Consider the following 20873-nt stretch of genomic DNA (forward strand, 5'->3'; position numbering starts at 1 on the left):
GGAATTGCTTTGGCAAAAAAAGAAATAACGAAAAAGCAGTTTGATTTTCTTGAACACGAACTTAAGTATCTTGAAACAGGAGGAGTTATCTCTGAGCAAGAAAAAGAAAAGATGCTAGGTTCCTATGATGTGAAGGAGAATTTAAGTTTCATTACTATTTTATTGTCCATCGGGGCGCTTCTTTTAGGTCTTGGGGTATTAACCTTCGTTGCCAGTAACTGGATATATTTAAATAAGGGAGTAAAATTCCTAATAATAATTGCGTGTCTAATTGGAGTAAACTTCGCTGGTGTTAAGTGGCAGAAACGATTTCCCAAAACAGCCCGGAGTTTACATTATGTTGGAATTTTGATATTCGGAGCAGGCATATTTCTAGTTGAGCAGATGTTTAACATTAGCATCAATTTCAACAGTTCCTTTTTATTATGGGCCATTGGAACAGTATTCATTGGTTACTATTTAAAAGACGTCTTCATCCTTCTTTTTACTTCCTTTCTGCTTTTCATTTATATTAACGGAAGTATATTCCTTGATGAAACGTCTTACCCGCTTGCTATTCTTGTATTTATACCGTTTTTATATGTTCTATTAAAAAAATTCGATTATCCTAAGGCCTTGGGCTTTTTTATTAACACATTAGCCATCAATACAATCGCCTTATTTCTAATGGAATTTGTACCGAAGTTAGATTTTAAACAGTCGAATACGATCGTCCTTTCCATTCTGTTTGTATTGGGAATTATACTGGCGTATCTTCCATTTCCATCTAAATTACAAAGCACCACCCACATACAAGGGCATATCTTACATGGAATCACCGCACTCTTCCTTACCTTTGAATTTTCGATATGGTTCCCTATAGCTTATTTTATTTTCCTGCTTTACCTCATTCTAAAGGGCAGTTTAACCAGCATTGTGATAATATGTGCACTGATTTTCAGATACTATATTGATTCCTTTGACTTCCTGCCAAAATCGCTTACATTCATAATCGGCGGCATCATGCTTATTGGTTTTGGCTTCTTCTTTGAAAACCAACGGAAAAAAGGAGGCGATTTCAATGAAGAATAATCTATTCTTCCGACCGCTCATCGTATTTTCCATTCCAATCTTGATTCTTTTAGTCTTGGCGATTCCTCCCGTCTGGACTACCATGACCGGAGAGGAAATCAAAATCAAAACCGCCCCAGTCGACCCGACGGACCTGTTCCGGGGCAGCTATGTGGCTCTGAATTACGAAATAGAGACCGTTAAGCCTTCACAACTTGATGACTCTGTTATTTCTGAGTTTAAAACAAGAAATATGGGTGATTATAAAAAGGTATATGTACGACTAAAACAAAGCAGTGATGGTCTATATAAAGTCGATTTAGTAACGAAAGAAAAACCCAGCAAAGGTGTTTATCTAAAAGGAGAATTAGAAATTCCTTATGACTTAAAAAGAGCTACAACTGTTCAGATTAGATACGGCCTAGACAATTATTATGCATCCGAAGAAAAGGCTAAGGAAATGGAAACAGACGCTTTGGCTAAACCTTCAGTTGCTATAGTAAAGGTTAGAAATGGTAATGTTGTATTAACAGATATTATCATTGAGTAAGTGTTTTTCAACTATCCTAGACTAGCAAAAAGAGCATCAGATTTTCGATGCTCTTTTTTGCTAGTCATATTATAAAGTATCCGTTATGAATATCAGAGCTTTTACTTAATGACCCGTTTAGCCCCAATATATCGATCTTTCCAATACTTGTCGCTCATTTTAACTACCTTTACACCTTTTGTTGTGGTTCCCACAAAAGTACCTTTTCCATTATAGATACCCACAAATGATACTTTTCCTTTCGTGCCAGTTGCATAGAACACTAAGTCGCCTGTTTTTAAGTCTTTTTGCTTCACGGCTTTACCGGTTTTATACTGTTCTGCACTTGTTCTCGGAATTTTCATTTCTGTCGCTGCATTTTTATAAACATACTGAGTAAGCCCGCTTGCATCGAATCCTTTTGGTGTCGTCCCACCATATTTATATGGGCTCCCCACCTGCTTCTCCGCTAAGGCGGCAACCTCATCACCATAGTTGATTGATGCTGATGCATTAGCTGGACCGAAAATAAATGCTGCAACCAATGCTACAAGTGAAACAATTGCTACAATCCATTTTGAAACTGGTAAACTAAGACTCATTCTTTTTCCTCCCCAATCTGTAAATGAAACACAATTTTAAATATATGATGAAGTTTAGATTTGATTCCTAAAATCCTTTTTTATTTCTACCACCTTCGTTTATTCACCATAAATTCTCTATATAAAAAACAAAAAAACCACATGTTCCGTTACATAAAATAAACGGTGACATCTGGTTTCTTCTACATTTTTAGTAGAAAAAGGTTCGTCCAATTACTTAGGTTCCTCATATTTCCGAGCCTCATCACTGTCGCTTAGACCTTTAGTAGTATGATCAACCACACCGCCGACCCCAAAGAATGTAAGCGCAATAAAGTTAATAATCCCCATCGCCCCATTCAGTGCATCATCGGTAATGGTAAAACCAATCGGGTGGATAAAGTTATTAATGAACGCTGCAACCATTTGCGTTAATATTAAAAGCCCAGGGAGAAGAACTGTAAAAATAAACGTCGGATTTTTAAAACGCACTTTCCAGTTGATCATTGCTATGCCCCTTATTTATATTAAGCCCACTTCAGTTCATAAAATAGTACGGACTTGCTATATTTTATGTAGCTTGTCCTTCTAGCGTTCGGGAATCCTATGAAATTAATATATCGCTTTATACTTTGATTTCCTTACTTATAATTTAAAGAAAAATTGATAACAGAAAGTAATCTATAACAATGCGCATTTTATAGGCAAAAGGGAGAAAGATAGATAAAGCAGATAATAATAGTAGGTTTGAAATAAAGTTTGATAATTTCATTACTATTAACCTTTATAAACGTACAAAAGAAAAAGCATGTTTTGAAAAAAGACTGGTCAAATCATGCTCTTAACTTATTTAATCAAATGATACTTTTATTAATACCTTTTCCATACTTCTTAATGAACGTACGCACCCGACTGTACTTTAAATAAATATTACGAAATAGAAAACTAAAAGTAAAACTTCTTTTTTTCCTTTTCTCAAAGAACAATCCCACTATTTTTTCAAAAAAACGATCTTATTATTAAAAACTGCCGGATTTATAGTTAAAGAAGAAAAATTAGTAGCTAACTGGATAAAAAAATCTTCCCTCTATTACTCATAGGGGATTCTGTTACACGAATAGCTTCCTGTACTTCCTGTAGGCCATAGTGAGAGTCTGGCATCATAAACCTCAACTTTTTATCGTTTATAAAATTTATCAAAAGGTTAAAAGTTTCTTGCCAAGTTTGTACTGATACCTGTTGATTCCAATGCCGAAGATGAAACATTTTAACATTCACTTTTGTCCTATTTGAAATTTCCGCCCAATTTACAGGCTTTCCTGATAAAAGCCCAATAGTTAATAACATTCCATTTGGTTGAACACAAAAAGCTAGCTCTGAACCATCTGTTCCACCCACAGAATCAATAGCAGCGTTTGCGCCACGTCCATTCGTTAATTCCATCACGGTATTATGTAATGATCTATCCGAAGTATTGATTACATAAGAAGCTCCAAGTTTAAGTAGTTCTTCCGTATATTTATTGTTTCTTGTTACAGCAATCAACTGAAAACCGAGAATCTTGGATAACTGAGTAAAGATACGGCCAATAGAAGATCCGCAAGCATTCACGATTAATACATCATCCGGTTTCAATGCTAATACTTCTGTACAGGTAAGCCAAGCTGTTATCGGATTTATATATAATTGTGCTGCAATATAATCCTCAATGGAACGAGGTATAGGAACTGCCAACTCCGCAGATGTTCTAACATATTCTTGCCAAGTTCCTTCACCACGCAGAGGCAGAACACGCTTACCTATTAGTTCTTGAGAAACTGAAGGGCCCACCTCTTCTACAATACCAACCCCTTCATAGCCAGGAATGGAAGGTAAAGGGATTCGATGAGAATATACCCCACGAATTGGTAGCAAGTCAGATGGGTTAATAGGGAGAACTTTCATACGCACAAGGATTTCTCCATTAGCAGGTCGTTGAATGTTTTTACTTTCAACTTTCAATACGCTTTGCGGGCTTCCAAATTCATAGAATTTAATACATTTTGCTTCCAAAATAATAAGTCTCCTTAACTAAAAAATCTCATCTATATTTATAATATCACCTTTCACTAACCTGCCCTGTTCGTGACATAAGAAAAAGAGCTGCCGAAGCAACTCTCTTATTGAAGTAAAGCACCAGTTAGTTGAAACTTATTCATAAATTTTAAAATGTTATTATTTCTTAAATATCCTTAGATTTTTTTCCCTTCGATTTAGTTAAAGGAGATATAACCAATTGTTCGCATTTCTCATAAACCCCTAATAATTTCAGAGTCAAGCGTAACTTAGGAACAATAAGGTAAACAATTGAGCCTGAAATGATGCTTATAATAGCTCCTGCTAGTACATCTGCTGGATAGTGGACACCGACCCAAATACGAGAATAACCAACAAGGAAAGCCGGTATGACCCATAAAAACCACCATCCTCTTTTGAACATCCAAAAGGATACACAAAATGAGAAAAACAATATTGTATGGTCGCTTGGAAAAGAATTATCAACTGCTTTTTCAATTAATTTATTAACATTTGTCAACTCAGCAAATGGTTGATTATTGGAATGAAATTTTCCTGCTATCTTCCCGATTATTTCAGCAAATATAAAAGTAATGGTTGCACAAAGGACCATCATTCTACTCTTTTTATTTTGAGTAAACCAAATTACAATAACACCAAAAGCTAAGAAAAACACCATATACTCAGCAATGAAAATCATAGCAGGATTTAAGTATGTGTATTGTTTCCCTAAATCATTAATCATTCTAAATAAATTAATATTCAGTTCTAAAAAACTCATTTCATACCACCTTTTTCCTCTTTTTCTTAAATCTTAAAAGAGGGAGAGATAAATCGCCATCGATTAACCTAACAGTTTAAGGTTCACATCTTACAATTTTGTCATATTTTTGTAAGGTGGTTTAGTATTCGCATTATAGCGTTATTCTTCGGGATTGAGTGGTTAAATAACAATAATATTAGCTAGCTTCGAAATTGGGATCATCTGATGGTAATTTCAATAGAGAACTCCAATAAATTGCTGTTTACTGAGACAACTTCAACAATTGGATCAATAGCATTTTTGAATAACCGAAGAGTCTTACTGAATCCTCAGATTTACTTCCGATTGTAGAAGGAGGTTCATTATATATTCTTAATACATTTTTAATATAATTGATAATGAAAATCATTTTCGATGATGTTATTATATTCCTTAGTACTTATTATTTTGAAATACTGGAGGAAAACATGATGATTGATGCTCTAAGACAAAACAAAAACATTTCTATACTCTTAGCTGTATTACGTGTATATATCGGATATACGTGGATTATGGCTGGTTGGGGGAAGATAGCAAGTGGACAGTTTGATGCTTCTGGCTTTTTACAGGGTGCTCTAGCTAACTCAACAGGAGAACACCCGGCTGTTCAAGAATGGTGGGTGGTATTTCTAAAAAATATAGCGATTCCTAATATAGAGGTATTTAACCTCTTAGTACCTTGGGGAGAACTATTTGTAGGTGTAGGTTTATTAATCGGTTGTTTTACAAAAACAGCAGTGTTTTTTGGAATAGCGATGAACTTTTCTTATATGTTTAGTGGTACTACAAGTACCAACCCACAACTTGTTTTATTGTCAATGTTTATCCTAGTTTCTGCTATGAATGCAGGAAGGTATGGGGTAGATGGTTTGATTATGCCAACTCTTAAAGAAAAACTATTTGCTAAAAAAACAAGAGAGATAAAAAATGCTGCTTAGTTTTTTAATACGTAAATTCGAAAGATCGCCAGTATAGGCGGTCTTTTTTGCATTCTTCTTGTTGAACTCCCTCAGTTAATTAAGTATTTCTTACGAATGCTAGCTTATTCGCAGGATTTCACCACTAGATAGAGTAAGAATGAGTGAATAAAATATCATAATGAAAGGGAATTGGTACAAAGCTTTTACAGAAGCTAATTCAAGAATTACAAGGGTTATCGCAAGTTATTGCCGATGTTGAAATAGGAAACTAAGTCGGAGAAAATTACTATAAAGCTAAAGGATTTAAACGTTTCGAAGAGTTTGATGAGGACTTTATAGACACAAGCTAAGAACCAAACGAATGGCTTTAGAAATCTAATAAAAATGCACCATTTCACATTTTCCAGAAAAGTGTAAAATTAAACGAAACTTTTGTACGCTATACTCGTAATCAAATGAGGAGGTGTAAAATGAAAAAGTATCTAATTTTCACTATTAGTTTCTTATTGTTATTTACCTTATTGCAAATTTCATCTGGTCTATTTCTAACTGCTACATATACCCCTGATTTTTCAGAGTCATTGAGCATGAGTCATACACTTTCTCAAGAAGTGATTTTTGTTCAAAGTTCACAAATACCTACATTAATAATTGCTGTTTTATCTGCTATATCAGCCTATTTCATTTTGAATAAAGTCGCAAAAAAGAATTGAATGAGAAGGACCTGCAAAGAAAGAGTGCGGCTTACCCTCCGCACTCTTTCCGTTTACTTTTCATATTCAATCCTGAACCACTTTTTGATATTCTTCCAGAAACAATTGAATCTTTTCTGCAGCTTCTGTCAATCTCTCAGCCGGTTGGACCAAGGCCATTCGAACATACCCTTCGCCTTCTTCTCCAAAAGCATCCCCAGGGACGACCGTAACCCCCGCTTTTTCAATCAATTCATAAGCAAAATCGCGTGACTTCCAGCCAGCAGGAATTTGAGCCCAAATAAACATGGTAGCTGAGGATTTAGGTACATGCCATCCTCCTTTTGCAAGACCTGTTATCAAGGCATCCCGACGGGCCTCATATTTCTTAACCTGATCGGACAGCAGCGAAAGGTTGGATGTAAGCGCCATTTCTGCAGCTTTTTGAATCGGATAAAAAACTCCATAATCGATGTGTGATTTCAATGTACCTAAGATATGTAACGCATCATGATTGCCGACCACATATCCAATACGACAGCCTGCCATATTGAACGTTTTCGATAGCGAATTAAATTCAATCCCAACCTCCTTAGCACCCGGAATAGACATAAAGCTAATCGGAGGATGATCATCAAAAATTAACTCAGAGTAGGCAAAATCGTGAACAACCAGAATCTCATTCTTTTTAGCAAACGAAATAACCTCTGAAAAAAAAGCTTCATCAGCAAGTGCAGTGACTGGATTTCCAGGGTAACTGATGATCATCATTTTCGTTTTGTTCAATATTTCCACTGGGATTTGATTGAGCTGTGGCAGAAATTTATTCTCGGCAGTAAGTGACATCGGATAAATGTTACCTCCCGCAAGTTTTACACTTGCTTCGTAAATTGGATATCCCGGATCTGGTACTAACACATAATCGCCCGGATTAATCATCGCTGTTGCTAAGTGTGCAAGCCCATCTTGTGAGCCCATCAGTTGAAGGACCTCTTTATCTGAATCAAGCTCTACCCCGTAACGCTGCCGATAAAAATAGCAAACAGCCTCATGGAATTCAGTTGTACCTTTTAGCGTATAACCGTATGAGTTTGTATCCTGTGCATATTTGACCAGCGTATCCACTACAAATGCAGGCGGTGGCAAATCAGGACTACCAACGCTCAAATCGATAACATCTATCCCGCGCTTCATCGCATCCTGCTTACGAGTCGCCAACTCCGAAAAAATTCCTGTTATGAATCTTCCGACTTTTTCAGATGGAGTAATATTCATAATATGGATTCCCCTTCATCAATAATCTTTTTATCTATTATTATAGCAAATCACTCTCTAGTGTTTTATACCCTTATTTAGAACTCTTGAGTATTTGTTGAAGGGCTGCATCGAGTTTATCAAATTTAAACTCGTAACCCTCCCTTACCAATCTTTCAGGAATAACCCAGCGACTCTTTAAGATTAATTCAGTTTCGGTTCTCATAAAGAAAGCTCCCATTTCAAGCATGGCTCTTGGGCATGGCAATCCTCTCTTTCTATTCATGGCTTTTCTCAGGTGAGCCATTAACTCACGATTTGTAACTGGGTGAGACGAAGAACAATTGAATACTCCGCTCAACTCCTCGTTCTTTCTAAGAAAAAGGACAATGTTAAATAAATCATCTATATGTATCCAACTGAACTTTTGATTTCCCGATCCTTGATGACCGCCTAGACCAAATTTAACTAAATTTTTATAAGGAGTCATTACCCCACCATCGTCGCCCAACACAATCGCAATTCTTAAAGCAATTTGTCTTGTCTCAGGTAATTGAAATTCAAAAAATGAACGCTCCCACTCTTTGGCCACATGAACCGAGAAACCTGAACCAATGATTCCGTCATCCTCTGTCATTGGATTATCTTCAGCATGCCTATAAATAGTCGCCGTACTTGAGTTTATCCATAATGAAGGAGGATTTTCACATTGTTTAATCGCATTTCCGAGTATTTTAGTAGTTTCAGTTCGTGACTGTAAGATTTCTTCCTTATTCTTAGCATTGTAGCGACAGTTAACTGTTTTCCCTGCCAAGTTGATTAGCATATCAGAATTCTCAATTGATTCTCTTATCCCTTCGTTATTGCTCCAACTTATATGTGGAGATTGTCTTGAGATTATTCTTACCTCATATCCTAAACTCATGAAATGATTTTCAAAGTATTTACCGACAAACCCAGTCCCGCCAGCCAAAACTACTTTCTTCTTCATATAACCAACTCGCTTTCTTTCAAGAGTTAATAGCTAAAACTTTAACTAGATATTTCTATTTTTGTGAATTTATTCACAAAAATTATATCACCCAATTACATTAAATGGTAGGAGTATACTCTTTTTAATTTAACGTGATGGATAAAAGAATGATGATAAATAAAAAGGCTGTTGAGGGTTTCAAGACTATCTGAGGCTCAGAGTTTTTCCCTTATTTCGTCAATAAACACAGGGGTTTTTCTATAGGTTCTCGAATGAAATCCACAAAGATTATTCCAGAAATTCCCCCTCTTCATTTACAAAAACCATACTCTCCCCAAATAGCTACTTAATACTTTTACAATAAAATTGGCTTGTTCAATATTATTTCAATATTTCGGAGGTATCAGAAAGATGTTAAATAAGTTCAAATCATTCACGGTATTGGCTCTCAGCTTAGCCATCTTTTCTCAAAGTCTGCCGGTCGCTGCAAAAGATGCAGAAGGAAACAACCAGACAAATTCTGGAGGCAGATGGATGAAAGGGGAATATCATGCCCATACCACTCAGTCCGACGATGCAGAGGGGTCTCAGACCCTTGAAAACGTGCTCAACAACTCATTTGACAAGTATGGTATGGATTGGATGGGGATTTCCGACCATTTGAGAATGTCTTCACGGGATGATGAAGGACAATTGCTTCCAGGCGGTCCGATTCCGCTGTCTCAGGGAATCATTCAATATCAAGCTCCGAAAATGAAACAACTGCAGAAAAAAGGCAAATATAAAAATAAAATTATCTTTTCGGGGTTCGAATGGGACATGCCTACATACGAGCATGTCGGCATAGGAATTTTGGGAGATCAGGCAGGATCATCGAAAAGCTTAAAAGCTGGCAATCAATTCGAGTATTTGTTTACCAACCAGGATGAAAAGATGTTCAATTCAACGGATGTAGCCATCTGGAAATCACAGGATCAAAGAGCCAATAAGACACCCCAGGATGCTCGAACAGCCTTGGCATGGCTTGAGAAGAATTATAAGAATACAAGTTATGCCATCCTGAATCACCCTTCGAGAAAAAAGGTGTACACCATATCTGATTTCCGAGACTTCAACAATATCGCACCGGATGTCTTGTTCGGATTTGAAGGCATGCCCGGAAACCAGATGGAGCCTGACAGAGGCGGCTTAAACCTGACAACGCCTGAAAACAGAACTTACGGCGGTTCCGATTACATGCTTGCTAAGGTAGGCGGTGCATGGGATGCGCTTCTTGGAGAAGGACGTCAGTTCTGGAACTTTTCCAATTCGGACTCCCATTTCGAAATCAGTGAAAACCGCCTTTACTCAAGCGGATACTGGCCTGGCGAATATTCCAAAAATTACACTTGGGTGAACGGTTCCACAATGCAATCCATCTTGGACGGCATGCGGTCGGGGAAATCATTCTCTGTTTTTGGTGACTTGATTAACGCACTTGATTTCCAAGCTAAAGGCGGCAGCAGCAAGGTAGATATGGGTGGGGACCTTAAAGTGAAGGAAGGACAAATGGTCAAAATTACAATCCGATTTAAGAGCCCTAAAAAGAACAACAACGGCGATTCGGTTAAAGTGGATCACGTGGATTTAATTTCCGGTGATGTAACTGGGAAAGCTGTGCCTGGAACACCTGCTTACAGTAAAGACACCAATGATACGACAAAAGTAGTTAAACGCTTTACAAGCAAAGACTGGAAAACTGATGGCGACGGTTACCATATTATCACTTACAAAGTCAAAGCGAGTAAGGACCAATATTTCCGTTTAAGAGGTACGAATCTAGGGGAAAATGTCTCTGGAGAAACGAGCAACGGTGAGCCGCTAATCGATTCAAAGACTGATATTGAGGATAACGAATCACGTTTTGCCGAGATCAACAATCGTAACTATAAAGACCTTTGGTTCTATTCGAACCCTATCTTCGTAAGCGTAGAGGAAAGAACGCATGACAATCACTAAGCCAATAATAAAGATGCTGCAATAGTTTCGGGCGGTTCAAATCCAGAAATAACACTCCCATCCCCTGCTTAGTTCTAAAGGTGGATGGGAGTCTTTATGTTCTGGAAAGTTCTAAATCCATCGTTTCTAATCTCCTTAGTCTCCTCCAGACAAAAAAACCTTGAAACTCACTTGCGAGTTCGGTATCAGAACAGATGCCATATAAGTAGAAAGGATAGGTGGATCCCTCCTATTATCTTGAGAATAATTAGGACAAACGTTCTCAAGGATAAAAAGAAAATCTATGTAGGCATCATTTTTACGAAATGGTTGATATTAGAAATGAAAAGTTGTAGAAAAGAACAAGCTCTTCGTTATGAGTACTAATTCACTTCAATCCCTTAAAATCTGTATAATTCGCAAAGAAACATTAACACTAATGATATAAGTTGTTTCTATTGACTTTTTGCCCTTTCTAATTTAGTATCACAGAGTATCAATCCCTATCAGATTACTAGGAGGTTTATCAAATGAAAAAATCGATTGCTCTTTTATCGCTATTGTTAGCTTTCACAATTGTACTTACGGCTTGTGGTTCAAATACAAAAAATGAGGCAAATAATACCGACAATAAATCTTCTTCACAAGAAAGTCTATATGATAAAGTCAAAAAAGATGGCGTGTTAACAGTTGGAACAGAAGGTACATACCCTCCTTTCACATTCCACGATGATTCAGACAAACTAACTGGGTTTGATGTTGAAATTTCTAAGGAAGTAGCAAAGCGGCTTGGTGTGAAAGCAGAGTTTAAAGAAACACAATGGGACGGTATGTTTGCAGGATTAGATGCCAAACGTTTTGATATGATCGCAAACCAAGTTGGAATTGATGAAGACCGTCAAAAGAAATACGATTTCTCTGACCCATATATTCAATCAGGAGCAGTATTACTTGTTCACAAAGACAATTCAGATATTAAATCATTCGATGACTTAAAAGGGAAGAAATCTGCACAATCTTTAACAAGTAACTACAATGATATAGCAAAATCCCATGGTGCTGAAGTTACCGGTATTGAAGGATTTTCTCAAGCTGTACAGCTTATTGGTTCTAAACGTGTAGATGCAACGATAAATGATAAATTATCTTACCTTGATTATAAAAAACAACACCCCGATGCACCTATCAAAGTGGCTGATGAGGAAGAAAACGGTGTAGCTAGTGGGTTAATGTTTAGAAAAGACAGCGGCAAGTTAGTGGAAGAAGTAAACAAAGCACTAAAAGATATGAATGACGATGGTACGTACGCAAAAATCTCCGAAAAATGGTTTGGTGAAGATGTTTCTCCTAAGTAATATTTTCTCTGACCCAGAGCGTATGAACCAACTTGTTTCTATCGCTCAAACCTCCCTCTATCCTATGGTAGAGGGAGCTATTAAAAATACAATTCCACTAACATTAATTTCATTTGTTCTTGGCCTTATTCTCGCTGTACTAACAGCCTTAGCTCGATTATCTTCTATAAAAATTTTACAAATAATTGCGCGTGTATATGTGTCAATCATCCGCGGGACACCATTACTTGTGCAATTATTTATTATTTTCTACGGGCTGCCAAACTTAGGTATAACGATTAATCCTTTCATATCGGCTATTATAGGATTTTCTCTAAGCGTCGGAGCTTATGCATCAGAAATTATAAGGGCTGCTATTCTATCAATACCAAAAGGACAATGGGAAGCAGGTTATTCAATTGGTATGACATATACCCAAGCATTAAAGCGAATTGTTTTACCGCAAGCAGCTCGAGTATCCATTCCCCCATTATCAAACACTTTTATTAGCCTTTTAAAGGATACATCGCTTGCATCACTAATTCTTGTAGCAGAGATGTTCCGTAAAGCTCAAGAAATTGCTGCAAAAAACTATGAATTTCTATTACTTTACATCGAAGCAGCTGCTTTATATTGGATTTTGTGTACTATTTTATCTTTCATTCAAGGAAATATCGAGGACAGACTTAATCGGTATGTAGCAAAATAAGAGCTGAAGTATTAAAAGGAGATTTTAAAATGATTAACATTAAGAATCTTCATAAATCATTTGGTGACCTTGAAGTATTAAAAGGTATTGATTTGGAAGTGGAGCAAGGAAAAGTCATTGTATTAATCGGTCCTTCAGGTTCAGGTAAAACAACCTTTCTTCGGTGTTTAAATCTCCTTGAGGTGCCTACAGACGGGACGATTGAAATTGATCAGAAATTAATGGAGTTTAAAAAGCCTGTTAGTAAAAGATCCATTACTTCTTTTCGTGGTTTGACAGGAATGGTATTTCAAAACTATAACCTCTTCCCACACAAAACATCAGTAGAAAACGTAATGGAAGGTCCCATTATCGTAAAGAACATACCAAAACAAAAAGCGAAAGAAACAGCCAAGGCATTGCTTACAAAAGTGGGTTTAGGTGACAAAGTTGATTTTTATCCGTTCCAGTTGTCCGGCGGCCAGCAACAGCGCGTGGGAATTGCAAGGGCACTGGCCATGGAGCCAAAAGTAATGCTGTTTGACGAGCCAACCTCTGCTCTTGATCCTGAACTAGTTGGTGACGTCTTACAAGTAATGAAAGACCTAGCGAAAGAAGAAAGAATGACAATGGTTGTTGTGACACATGAAATGCGTTTCGCTCGTGATGTAGCAGACGAAGTTATCTTTATGGATGAAGGAAAAATTATGGAACGAGGAACCCCCGAACAAATTTTCACAAACCCTAAAGAAGAGCGTACACGCCGTTTTTTGAATATGATTCAATAAAAAGGCGCTTATATTAAGTAGAATAGAAAAACCCTATTTGCAAAATAGGGTTTTTTTGCTCATTTAAATTAAATGTATAATCTCAATTTCGACTGTACGAACTTTTTGAAAAAACCTGTAGATTTGCCCGACTTTGGACGTTATCTACAGGCTTGTTTAGGGTTGCACATACATCAAACAAATGCTTTAACTTGTTTCGTCTGGGCATGATAAATCTGATAAAGAACCAATGCAAAAACTGAAAGCATAGCTCCTGAAATAAATGGCAAATCTATCGAAATGGAAAATAACCATCCACCTATTGGAGGCCCAGCAATTCTACCGAATGAGTCAAATGAAGAAAGTAAGCCAGTAACACTGCCATGTCCAGTTGTAGAATTTTTGGTCAACAGTGCCGAAATGGCCGGCCGGATGAAACTATTCCCTAATCCGAAAATGGTTAAGAAAACTGCAGATGTCCAGAAATTATTAGAGAACAGTATTAGAATAAATCCAATGGCCGATACGATAATCCCGATTCGGATGACCGCTCCTTCCCCATATTTCTTGGTCATCCTTCCCACTAATCCACCTTGAACAATCGCACTGCCAAATCCCATGATCATAAAGATATAGCCTAATTGTACAAGGCTTATATTAGCCTTTTGAGCTGCGAAATAGGCGAAAGTCGTTTCGAGTCCAGCCATCGAAAGTGTGATTATCAATTGTAGAATAAACATAATACTCAGAGGTCCATTAAAGGCTTTCCACATTGATTCTTTATTTTTCGAATGCTGAGATCTTTTTTCTACTGTAAGTGATTCTTTCAGTATTATAAACACTAAAATTAGAGTAATTAAAGATGAAATTCCAGCAATATAAAAAGGTAAATTCAAACTTGATTTTGAGAAGATACCTCCAATTGCCGGACCAAAGATGAAGCCAAGTCCTGTAGCAGCACCAATGATCCCCATCCCTTTCCCCCGGTCCTCTGGCGTCGTAATATCAGCTACATACGCCATTGCAGTTGGCATGTTAGCAGAGGATAAAACCCCACCAACAATTCTAGCTACGAATAAAACCCATAAAGAATCTGCTGTCGCCATGATGAAAAAAGAAAGCGCTAATCCTGCGATTCCAATCATCATAACAGGCTTACGACCTATTCGGTCTGAGATACGTCCCCACATTGGGGCAAATAATAATTGCATTAACGAATAGACAGCCATTAAAAGACCAAGCTCTGTCGGACTGCCACCCACCTTTTCAGCTAGGAACGGCATTACGGGAATAATAATCCCAAAGCCGACCATCACTAAAAACATGACTAAAAAAAGAACAGGCAACACCTTTTTTGTTTCCATTATTTTTTTCTCCTTTTATTCTTTCACATTTGCTGCATACTTTTTCTAATGATCTTTGATAGAAAATGATTTTGGTCTAGAAAGAATATTATCGAAGACCTAGACTTAATTGCATAGTAAAACATAATAGCTATATCATTATCTACCTACCAATACTTTAAACAGTTTATCATACAACCTTTACCAAATCAGTATTTAGTACTATCTATATCCACCTCAAATAAATAAGCCTACAACCATAAACTACCTCATTTAAAACCAAGCCATGATCAGGCCTCTACGTTTTATGGCAACAAGGTCCTGATCCTTTCATCGAAAGTACATTTTCTTTTTTAATGGAACCTATGTGCTTTTCTCTACTTTGTTTCGCAGCCTATCTTCGCTATTAAATATAATCTTTAATGAAAAATTATGAAACGGATGCCTAAGACGCCGCTTATTCCAGAAATATCTCTCCCTTCCCCTTATTTTTTGCTACAGGGTACTCTATACTGTAGGTTAAGATTGATGTTTGGGAGGTAGAAGAGTGGCTAATGATCAGTGGATTTTAATTATTGACGATGAGGAAGATTTGGCGCGTCTCATGGAGACAGTTTTACATAAAGAAGGTATTACAAATATTGTAACGACGGGAACCGTTGCGGCTGGTTGGGCAAAGTTTCAGGAGTTTAATCCTGCACTTGTATTGCTAGATATTATGCTGCCTGATGGCGAAGGCTATGATTTATGCAAGCAAATTCGTGAAGTGTCAAATGTGCCAATTTTATTTATGTCGGCTAAGGATGAGGAAATTGATAAACTTTTAGGGCTGGCGATAGGTGGGGATGATTATATTACCAAACCATTTAGTCCGAAAGAAGTTGCTTATCGGGTGAAGGCACAGTTGAGACGGGCTGGATTTTCAGAGGAAAAAGCAGCTCCGAAAAGTTTGCAAGTTGGTCCTTTTGAGCTTAGTGCCAATGAAACAGAAGTGAAAAAGGATGGAAAAACGATTGAGCTCACAGCTAAAGAAATCGGACTGATGAGCTGTTTTATGCATCATTCGAATCAGATTTTGAGCAAGGAAACTTTGTTTGAACATGTTTGGGGCGATGAATTCTTTGGCTCCGATAATACGGTGATGGTACATATTCGCCGTTTACGCGAAAAAATTGAGATAGATCCTTCAAAGCCTTCGTTTTTATTAACTGTTAAAGGACTTGGTTATAAATTACATACCAAGGGGTGAGACAAATGAAGTGGAAATTGACACGGCGCTTTTTAGGATCCGTTGTGACAATTGTTGTAATCGTAGGGATTGTAAATACAATTTTACTCCTCTGCTTAATCTTTTTTCCTAATTTGGGGACAGAAGAAGTATCTGCGGAAAACTTTAGCCGAACATTTTCACAATATGTAGAACTGCAAGATAACAAACCGATGGTAAATGAAGAAGGGCTAGAAAAACTCCAAGACAAAAAGGCCTGGATACAATTTTTGAATAATAAGGGTGAGCAAGTAGCAGCCTTTTATACACCTCAAAATTTGCAAACCATGTATTCTCCTGTTGAAATCGTACAAATGTATAAGTATAAAGAAATTGATGCAGAGACGACTGTTTTTGTCGGCGAAGCCCATAATTTCAGCTATTTTGTAGGTGTTAAGGAACAGAAAATAGGTCGCTATGTAATAACCTATGATTATGGAAAAAGTTTTAAAAACTTTAACATCTTACTTTTATTATTTTTAATCGTCGATATTATTATTGCATTAGTCATTGGATTTTTATTTGGTAAAAGATTAACGAGTCCACTTAACTTATTAATAGAAGGAATTCAGCAGCTTCGGGAGAGACGCTTTAAGAAGATGAGCATACCAAAAGGCGTTTATGAAGATGTGTTTCGCAATATGAATGAACTTTCGGTGAAATTAGATCAGTATGAGAAAGAACGTGATCAAATCGACCAAATGCGTGAGGAATGGATTAGCAATGTTTCGCATGATATGAAGACACCACTTGCTTCTATCCATGGGTATGCAGAATTGATGAAAGATAGCTCCACAGATTTAACACCACAAGAATTGCATGAGTATACATCTATTATAAATAGACAGTCTATTTATATGAAAGATTTGTTAGACGACCTCAATTTAACGATGCGTTTGCGCAATCAACAACTCCCGTTACAATTTGAAGATGTAAATATTGTTGGGTTTATTCGTGAAATGACGATTGAGCTTTTAAATGATTCATCATTTGGGGATCGACAGGTTGAATTTGAGGCAAATGTGGACAAAGCCATGCATAAAGTGGATAAAAAATTACTGAAAAGGGCGATTTTTAACTTTATCTACAACGCACTTGTGCATAACGATGAAAATGTCGTTGTGAATATTCGAATTGATAATATTTATCTACTGGGTGGACAAGAGCAAAAGTCAAGCAACATATCCACAGCTTCAATCTTTCATACCCAAATTACCATTGCCGATAATGGCCGTGGTATCCCCTCTAAAGATTTAGAACAGGTTTTTGAACGCTACTACCGAGGCACGAATACTACCAGTACACATGGAACTGGTTTAGGTATGGCGATTGCAAGGGATATTATTCTAGCCCATAATGGGAAAATCGATTTGACTAGCGTTGAAAATAAGGGCACCGCCATTACTATTCTTTTATAATGCTAATTATATTTTTCTTAACAGGCAGAGAAAAGGGCTGTACTCCACTTACTTATTGGAGACAGCCCTTCTTTCATATTTTATTTTTTTTGTGCCTTTTCCGGAATTTCCTCAAATTTCACTTCATCATATGACGATACTTCATCACCATTTTTTACGTACATCTTCAAGTAGGCATCTTTCCGAAGATTTTTTTGTGCAGTGAATTCTAGTGGAATTGTTTCACCATCAGCATTAGTAGCGTCCAGTTTATAAGAGTAGGAGGTCATCACTGTACCATCATCCAGTTTGGTTTCATGCTCTTCCCCATCCTCTGTAATTTGTAAATAATAATTGCTGGCATTCATACGGTTGAAGTCAATATTAGTAAGCGCGAAGACTCCTACTACTCCTAGCAAAAACAAAATGCCCACTACCATTAGAAATTTTTTCATCTCGATCATCCTTCTGTTTTATTATTTTGTGTGATAATACGATTGTAAGAAGCTACCGTTAAGATATAATACAGACCGTAGATAACTGTATAAGCAATCATCCAGATCATCACAGGTTTTGCAAGGTCCATCATCAGTAAGCTAGAGAAGGCTTTTAAAGCAACAACACTGTGTAATAACCCTACTGTTAGTGGTACGAAGAAGATTACGAATACTTGTGATGCAATGGATTTCCGCATTTCTTTTGCGCTAACGCCCATTTTATGAAGCATATTGTATTGTGATTTATCTTCCTCTGCTTCAGTTAATACTTTAAAATAAATGATACTACCTGTTGCAGCTAAAAATACCAGACCCAGGAAGCTTCCGATAAAGAGCAGTGATCCCACGCCTTCAATGCTTCTCTGAAAATCTTGAGGGGCACTAGAAAATAGCGCTTCTTCAGGTATTTGTTTTGCAATTTTTTTAGATAAATCCGTAGAAGCTTTGTCCACACCAATGACACGATATTTTAGTGCTTCTCCTTCTTTTTGTAATACTTTAAATTGATCATTTGATACCACAACTGCAATACCTGCTGTGCCGGCATTTAAAACTGTTTGCGTTTTAAAGCTCTGGAATGTGATTGCAGAGTTGTTTTCTGTCGTGATGGTCTTTCCTTTGTATTTAGGTGAGAATCTTTTGTCATATCCAATATCTAAAATAACCGCATTGTCAGCATTCACATGTAGTTCTTCCTTGTTTTGTACTGCTGCTAATTTGTTATATGTTTTTTCGTTGATAACCGTATAAATTCTTTTATCTGAGCTATCGAAAACTGATGCCGAGTTTAATTCTTTTGTATTAAATGTGACTGATAGTGCTTTGATATTTTCATCGTACTTTGTATCTGACAATACATTGCTAACTTGTTGATCGCTTTTTGCATCTGTTTGCTGATACATAAAGGTATTCGGATCAGCGGTCATAACTTGGTCATTTGTGTTGTAATAAAGACCATACACTGCACCGCCTGCTGTTACAGTTGTAGCACTTAACACCGCAATTACAGTCAATGTACGTGCATTACCCCGAATACGATATAGCAGTTGTGAGATCGTCATTATATGAAGACCTTTCCATAGCCATTTTTCATTTTTCTTAATCACAGCTAACACAAAGCCTGTCACACTGTGGAACAATAAAAACGTACCGACAATTACTGTTGATAAAATAATGAGTGCTGTCATTAAAAAGCCGACTTTTTGCCACACTTTAGAAGTAAAAAGATCTTGCATCGCCAACCAATAACCGATGGCAATTAGTAATACTCCAAGAATGGCTACAATCATAGATGGCTTCGGAGCAGCTTCCCCTTTTTTCGATGCATGGAATAAATCAATTAGTTTAAATTGATAAATTAAACGATAGCCTTGGAATGATGTCACTAAGAAAATAATAAGAAATACTATAGCTGTATTCAAAGCTGCTGATCCCGAAAATGTAAATGGTGCTATGACATCATAGCCCATTAAATGAATCAAAATCGTCATAAATCCTTTTGAACAAAGGAATCCAAGAACAACCCCCATTACTAATGAAACCAAACCTAATAATAAGTTTTCAAAAAAGAGCATAAAGCCAATTTGACGATTACGTACGCCTAGTAATGCATACAATGCCACTTCTTTTTTACGTTTTTTCATAAAGAATGAATTCGAATATGCGATAAATATGGCAACGAAGAATATTAGAATGACTGCCGCACCACTCATTAGTGAATCTAATTTTTGTGATGACGCTGTTTTTTCTGCAATCGTATCACTATATTTTAATGTCACAAATGTGAAGTAGATGACAATACTAAAAACCATAGATGCGATGTATAAAAAATATTGGGAGAAGTTACGTGCAATATTTTTTCTCGCTAGACTAAATAACGTCATCTACCTCACCCCCAATTGTTGCAAGGACATCCAAAATCTGTCGGAAGAATGCTTTACGTGTTTGGTCACGACGATAAATTTCTGTTGATAGCGTACCATCCTTGATGAAAATAATACGTCGGCAGAAGCTTGCGGCATATGCATCATGTGTCACCATCATGATGGTAGAATTATTATTTTCATTTAAATTACTTAAGCTTTCAAGTAGATTTGTCGCTGATTTTGAGTCAAGTGCACCTGTTGGTTCATCCGCTAGAATCAGTGCAGGTTCTGTCACAAGAGCTCTGGCTGCAGCTGTTCTTTGCTTTTGTCCACCGGAAATTTGGTAAGGATATTTTGCTAGTAAATCTTCAATACCAAATACTTTAGCAATACGATTCACTAAGATATTAATTTCTTTAGCTGGGGTTTTCGCAATCGCCAGTGGTAATAATATATTTTCCTTCACAGTCAATGAGTCGAGCAAATTGTAATCCTGGAAGATGAAACCAAGATTGTCACGTCTGAAATCTGCTAAAGCAGCTTCCTTCAAATCGTGAATACTCGTATCATTCATATAGATTTTCCCTTCAGTTGGTGAATCAATTGTTGCTAACATATTAAGCAAAGTCGATTTCCCCGCTCCAGAAGGCCCCATGATGCCCACAAACTCTCCTTCATGAATGTCAAAAGATACATTTTCTAACGCAGTATAAACAGCGCTTAATTTACCATATGTTTTTTTAATATTTTCTACTTTTAATAATGGTTCCATGTGTTTCACCTCGTCATTTTTGCTGATACTTATACTATAAATGCCCATCCTTACAGCATCTTTGTGCCAACCTTACAGCAACCTTAAATCTATAAAAAAATCGTCTTCTA

General features: G+C 36.9%; 20 protein-coding genes. 10 read left to right on the plus strand and 10 right to left on the minus strand.

Features of this window, described 5'->3' with window-relative positions:
• The first annotated feature begins 9 nt into the window (after positions 1–9).
• Both JFV29_RS09820 and JFV29_RS09825 read left to right on the plus strand, forming a co-directional pair.
• Entirely contained in the window at positions 10–1071 is a 1062-nt protein-coding gene (locus tag JFV29_RS09820) for a DUF2157 domain-containing protein (protein ID WP_201182863.1), read from the plus strand.
• Entirely contained in the window at positions 1061–1600 is a 540-nt protein-coding gene (locus JFV29_RS09825; RefSeq protein ID WP_201182865.1) for a GDYXXLXY domain-containing protein, read from the plus strand. Before JFV29_RS09820 ends, JFV29_RS09825 begins: the two co-directional genes overlap by 11 nt.
• A gap of 101 nt (positions 1601–1701) precedes the next feature.
• Here the strand turns inward: JFV29_RS09825 and JFV29_RS09830 are convergent, their stop codons facing one another.
• The 4 genes from JFV29_RS09830 to JFV29_RS09845 all read right to left on the minus strand — a co-directional run bounded on the left by JFV29_RS09830 (position 1702) and on the right by JFV29_RS09845 (position 4996).
• Positions 1702–2181, minus strand: a complete 480-nt coding sequence (locus JFV29_RS09830) for a C40 family peptidase (protein WP_201182867.1) — start codon at positions 2179–2181, stop codon at positions 1702–1704.
• A gap of 213 nt (positions 2182–2394) precedes the next feature.
• Entirely contained in the window at positions 2395–2667 is a 273-nt protein-coding gene (locus JFV29_RS09835; RefSeq protein WP_053344448.1) for a phage holin, read from the minus strand.
• A gap of 555 nt (positions 2668–3222) precedes the next feature.
• Positions 3223–4212, minus strand: a complete 990-nt coding sequence (locus JFV29_RS09840; RefSeq protein WP_201182869.1) for a zinc-dependent alcohol dehydrogenase family protein — start codon at positions 4210–4212, stop codon at positions 3223–3225.
• A 169-nt stretch (positions 4213–4381) separates the two neighbouring features.
• A complete protein-coding gene (locus JFV29_RS09845) occupies positions 4382–4996 on the minus strand; it encodes an undecaprenyl-diphosphatase (protein WP_201182872.1) in 615 nt (204 codons plus the stop codon).
• A 449-nt stretch (positions 4997–5445) separates the two neighbouring features.
• Here JFV29_RS09845 and JFV29_RS09850 point away from each other — a divergent pair, with 449 nt between their 5' ends.
• Together JFV29_RS09850 and JFV29_RS09855 are read left to right on the plus strand one after the other, a co-directional pair.
• Positions 5446–5955, plus strand: coding sequence for a DoxX family protein (locus JFV29_RS09850; RefSeq protein WP_201182874.1), 510 nt, complete (start codon positions 5446–5448; stop codon positions 5953–5955).
• Positions 5956–6407: 452 nt separating this feature from the next.
• Positions 6408–6650: a hypothetical protein gene (locus JFV29_RS09855; protein WP_201182876.1), complete on the plus strand. Its 243-nt coding sequence runs from the start codon at positions 6408–6410 to the stop codon at positions 6648–6650.
• A gap of 66 nt (positions 6651–6716) precedes the next feature.
• On the opposite strand, the gene JFV29_RS09860 is transcribed toward JFV29_RS09855, so the two are convergent.
• Both JFV29_RS09860 and JFV29_RS09865 read right to left on the minus strand, forming a co-directional pair.
• Entirely contained in the window at positions 6717–7904 is a 1188-nt protein-coding gene (locus JFV29_RS09860; RefSeq protein WP_201182878.1) for an LL-diaminopimelate aminotransferase, read from the minus strand.
• A gap of 73 nt (positions 7905–7977) precedes the next feature.
• On the minus strand, positions 7978–8874 hold the full coding sequence (locus tag JFV29_RS09865) for a TIGR01777 family oxidoreductase (protein ID WP_201182880.1): 897 nt from the start codon (positions 8872–8874) through the stop codon (positions 7978–7980).
• 393 nt (positions 8875–9267) lie between these two features.
• Between JFV29_RS09865 and JFV29_RS09870 the strand changes: the two genes are divergently transcribed.
• The 4 genes from JFV29_RS09870 (at position 9268) to JFV29_RS09885 (ending at position 13643) form a co-directional block, all read left to right on the plus strand.
• Positions 9268–10854 (plus strand): S-layer protein, encoded by a 1587-nt coding sequence (locus JFV29_RS09870; RefSeq protein WP_201182882.1) that lies wholly within the window; start codon positions 9268–9270, stop codon positions 10852–10854.
• A 509-nt stretch (positions 10855–11363) separates the two neighbouring features.
• Positions 11364–12188 carry an amino acid ABC transporter substrate-binding protein gene (locus JFV29_RS09875; RefSeq protein ID WP_053344440.1) on the plus strand — a complete coding sequence of 275 codons (825 nt, stop codon included), beginning with the start codon at positions 11364–11366 and terminating at the stop codon, positions 12186–12188.
• A complete protein-coding gene (locus tag JFV29_RS09880; protein ID WP_201183503.1) occupies positions 12172–12876 on the plus strand; it encodes an amino acid ABC transporter permease in 705 nt (234 codons plus the stop codon). The genes JFV29_RS09875 and JFV29_RS09880 overlap by 17 nt, the downstream gene beginning before the upstream one ends.
• A gap of 29 nt (positions 12877–12905) precedes the next feature.
• Positions 12906–13643 (plus strand): amino acid ABC transporter ATP-binding protein, encoded by a 738-nt coding sequence (locus JFV29_RS09885; protein WP_201182884.1) that lies wholly within the window; start codon positions 12906–12908, stop codon positions 13641–13643.
• Positions 13644–13816: 173 nt separating this feature from the next.
• Here JFV29_RS09885 and JFV29_RS09890 read toward each other — a convergent pair whose 3' ends face one another.
• A complete protein-coding gene (locus JFV29_RS09890; RefSeq protein WP_201182886.1) occupies positions 13817–14986 on the minus strand; it encodes an MFS transporter in 1170 nt (389 codons plus the stop codon).
• A gap of 526 nt (positions 14987–15512) precedes the next feature.
• Here JFV29_RS09890 and JFV29_RS09895 point away from each other — a divergent pair.
• Positions 15513–16214: a response regulator transcription factor gene (locus JFV29_RS09895; protein ID WP_201182888.1), complete on the plus strand. Its 702-nt coding sequence runs from the start codon at positions 15513–15515 to the stop codon at positions 16212–16214.
• A 5-nt stretch (positions 16215–16219) separates the two neighbouring features.
• The gene (locus JFV29_RS09900; RefSeq protein WP_201182890.1) at positions 16220–17650 is read left to right on the plus strand and encodes a sensor histidine kinase; all 1431 of its coding nucleotides are present in this window, start codon (positions 16220–16222) and stop codon (positions 17648–17650) included.
• An 80-nt stretch (positions 17651–17730) separates the two neighbouring features.
• Here the strand turns inward: JFV29_RS09900 and JFV29_RS09905 are convergent, their stop codons facing one another.
• Genes JFV29_RS09905 through JFV29_RS09915 form a run of 3 tightly spaced genes read right to left on the minus strand, consistent with a single transcriptional unit; the run spans position 17731 to position 20763 of the window.
• Positions 17731–18084 (minus strand): YxeA family protein, encoded by a 354-nt coding sequence (locus JFV29_RS09905; protein ID WP_201182892.1) that lies wholly within the window; start codon positions 18082–18084, stop codon positions 17731–17733.
• Between the two features lie 5 nt (positions 18085–18089).
• Entirely contained in the window at positions 18090–20009 is a 1920-nt protein-coding gene (locus JFV29_RS09910) for an ABC transporter permease (protein WP_201182894.1), read from the minus strand.
• Positions 19996–20763, minus strand: coding sequence for an ABC transporter ATP-binding protein (locus JFV29_RS09915; protein ID WP_201182896.1), 768 nt, complete (start codon positions 20761–20763; stop codon positions 19996–19998). The genes JFV29_RS09910 and JFV29_RS09915 overlap by 14 nt, the downstream gene beginning before the upstream one ends.
• Positions 20764–20873 lie beyond the last annotated feature (110 nt).

Origin of the sequence: Peribacillus sp. TH16 (assembly GCF_016651095.1) — a bacterium.
GTDB classification, from domain to species: Bacteria; Bacillota; Bacilli; order Bacillales; family DSM-1321; genus Peribacillus; species Peribacillus butanolivorans.